Origin of the sequence: Nostoc sp. (assembly GCF_035638895.1) — a bacterium.
Taxonomy (GTDB): domain Bacteria; phylum Cyanobacteriota; class Cyanobacteriia; order Cyanobacteriales; family Nostocaceae; genus Nostoc.
Genome location: NZ_DASQZC010000016.1, coordinates 1 through 2,493 on the forward strand (window position 1 = coordinate 1; position 2,493 = coordinate 2,493).

The window sequence follows — 2,493 nt, forward strand, 5'->3', positions numbered from 1 at the left end:
TTTTGTAAAAAATGCACACATAAAGGTGAAAATCGAAGACAGAATTATTTCTTGCTTCATCCAAGTTGTGCTTGACTCATGAATGTTTCTCTGGCTAAGGATCTGTCTGTTTACCAACTAGTTATGGGAGTGCAAGCGCCTCCTAAACCATTGTCCCTCAGTCCTGCTACTCTGCTATCACTGGTAAGAGCGCAAATTGACTTACTAATTGAGCAGCAAATTGCAGCCACTTTATGGCTGAAGCTACCACCAGAAAAAATTTGGCAATCAGAACTAGCGCGTTATCAATCCTCGGTAGGTGCGTCTAGTCTCATTTATACTTGCCAAATTGACGAGAGTGAAAAAAGAGAAGATGAGGGAGCAGGGGAAGTAGGGGAAGAAAATACCCCCTTATCTTCTTCATCTCCCTCATCTTCTTTATCCCCCTTATACCCTCATCATGTCCCCGTTCACATATCACCAGATAGCCAAATGCGACGGGAAAACTTTCTGATGGTGTTATCGCCCCAGTTTTGCAGTTTAATTTTGGCTCATCGACCACTTAAAAAACACAAAAATAAGACAACATCGGGGAAGGTAAATACTAATAAAAACCAGCCGTTACTGATTATAAATAGTCTTGAGGGGAGAATAATTCAGCAAGTATTAAATGGTATCAAACAAGCAATTACGCCAGAATCATCTCCAATTCCTATTGATTTTACTTGTCCAACTGTGCCCCAAGGCGCACTGATGAATCAACTGTTTGCAAAACAACTCCTGCGACAAGATGAAATTAATCGTCAAATCATCGCAGTACGCACTACCAAGTTGCAGCAGCAAAATCAAGAACTACAAAACAAAGAGCAACTCAAAGATGAATACCTAAAAAATGTGTGTCAGGAATTGCGTACACCCTTGACGCACATGAAGACAGCACTTTCGTTATTGAATTCCCCTAATCTTAAACCCCCCCAGCGACAACGTTATTTACACATGTTAAATACCCAGTGTGATCAGCAAAATTCCCTGATTACTGGTTTGTTGGAACTGGTGCAGCTAGAACGTAATTTAGAAGGAACAGCTTTAGAGTCAGTGCGGCTCTCAGAGATTGTACCTGGAGTAGTTAGTACCTACCAACCTCTAGCCCAAGAAAAAGGAATTATGCTAGCCTACACCGTACCCACTGAACTTCCATCTATTTGGTGTGTGAGTGGTGGGCTGAGGCAGATTGTGATTAATCTGCTGCATAACAGCATTAAGTTTACTCCTAATGGGGGTGAAGTATGGGTGCGTGCCCGAATTCAAGGCAATTACGTTCAATTAGAATTCCGCGACACAGGTATTGGTATTGCCGAAAGCGAGATTCCCAAAATCTTTGACCGATTTTATCGTGTGCGTACAGCAGCTAATGAAGATTATGGTGGTGCTGGGTTGGGGTTAACAATTGTACAGCAATTACTAGTGCGCTCTGGCGGTTCTATTTCTGTGAAAAGCAAATTATATGAAGGTTCCACATTTACAGTACAACTGCCAAGCGTTGGCGATACCCCAAAAGCGATCGCCATAGAAAATCAGTAATGAGTTACAATTATCCCTTAAGTTAACTTTGTGGTGCTATAGCAATCCTATTTGAGTTATAAAAATTTTAGTCATTAGTCATTACTACTAATGACTAATAACTAGATTTCCCCACGGAAATTCAAGAAAATTAGCGTAGGCGTAGCCCGCCGCAGGCATCGCACAAGCGTTCCAGAAAGACTTACGATGAGTTAAGCTTACCTATGATTCTTAGCTAGAAGTTTTTGGTAGCGCGGCGGTAATTTGGCGGAGCATCATGACTTGCCAATAAGGTACAGGAGCCAACAATACAGTACCAGTTCCCTCAAAACTATTGACGAGAAACTCACCAGAAGTCATTGAACCTAAAAGAGATTTGGTAGCTTTTTCAACGCGATAATTTAAGCTAGTTGTGCGAGCAATCGCAAAATTTCCATCCACAACTAATCGGTCATTTCGTAAATTTATTACTTCTACAGGGCCTTGTGCTGCCATCACTACTGTACCCCTGCCTTTGACTTTTGTTTGAAACAATCCCTCGCCACCAATTAAGCCTGATACAAATTTGTTTCGTTCAACTGCTACTTCTACAGTGCCATCACTAGCCCAATAAGCGCCACTATCTAAAATCCATTCACTACCGTCTAATTCTAGAATGTGATATCCCGATAACGAAGGCTCTAAATATAATTCACCTGTACCCGTATATGTAGGACGGAAAATGTTTTCTCCCGTGGCTAGGGATTTTAAAAACCCGCCTGCTGAAGGGGCTTTAGATTGCATCTGAATGTTGCCACGTATATAGTACATAGCACCAGATTCAGTTCTGACTGTTTCGTTTTGTAAAGTTACCTTGACTAAACGTAAGCTTTCTTTCTCAATTACTTCAAAACCTGCCATAATTTTCCTTTTGATGTTTGCAGAAATGTGTACTTGGCTCTTAACTAGAATTTA

The 2,493-nt window shown here is 41.2% G+C and carries 2 protein-coding genes; one reads left to right on the plus strand and one right to left on the minus strand.

Annotated features, from left to right (window positions below; all coding sequences use genetic code 11):
* Positions 1 to 78 precede the first annotated feature (78 nt).
* Complete coding sequence (locus tag VE944_RS00455; protein ID WP_324970827.1) at positions 79 to 1,560, plus strand: DICT sensory domain-containing protein; 1,482 nt, start codon at positions 79 to 81, stop codon at positions 1,558 to 1,560.
* Positions 1,561 to 1,770: 210 nt separating this feature from the next.
* Here VE944_RS00455 and VE944_RS00460 read toward each other — a convergent pair whose 3' ends face one another.
* Positions 1,771 to 2,439 carry an AIM24 family protein gene (locus VE944_RS00460; protein WP_324970828.1) on the minus strand — a complete coding sequence of 223 codons (669 nt, stop codon included), beginning with the start codon at positions 2,437 to 2,439 and terminating at the stop codon, positions 1,771 to 1,773.
* Positions 2,440 to 2,493: the final 54 nt, after the last annotated feature.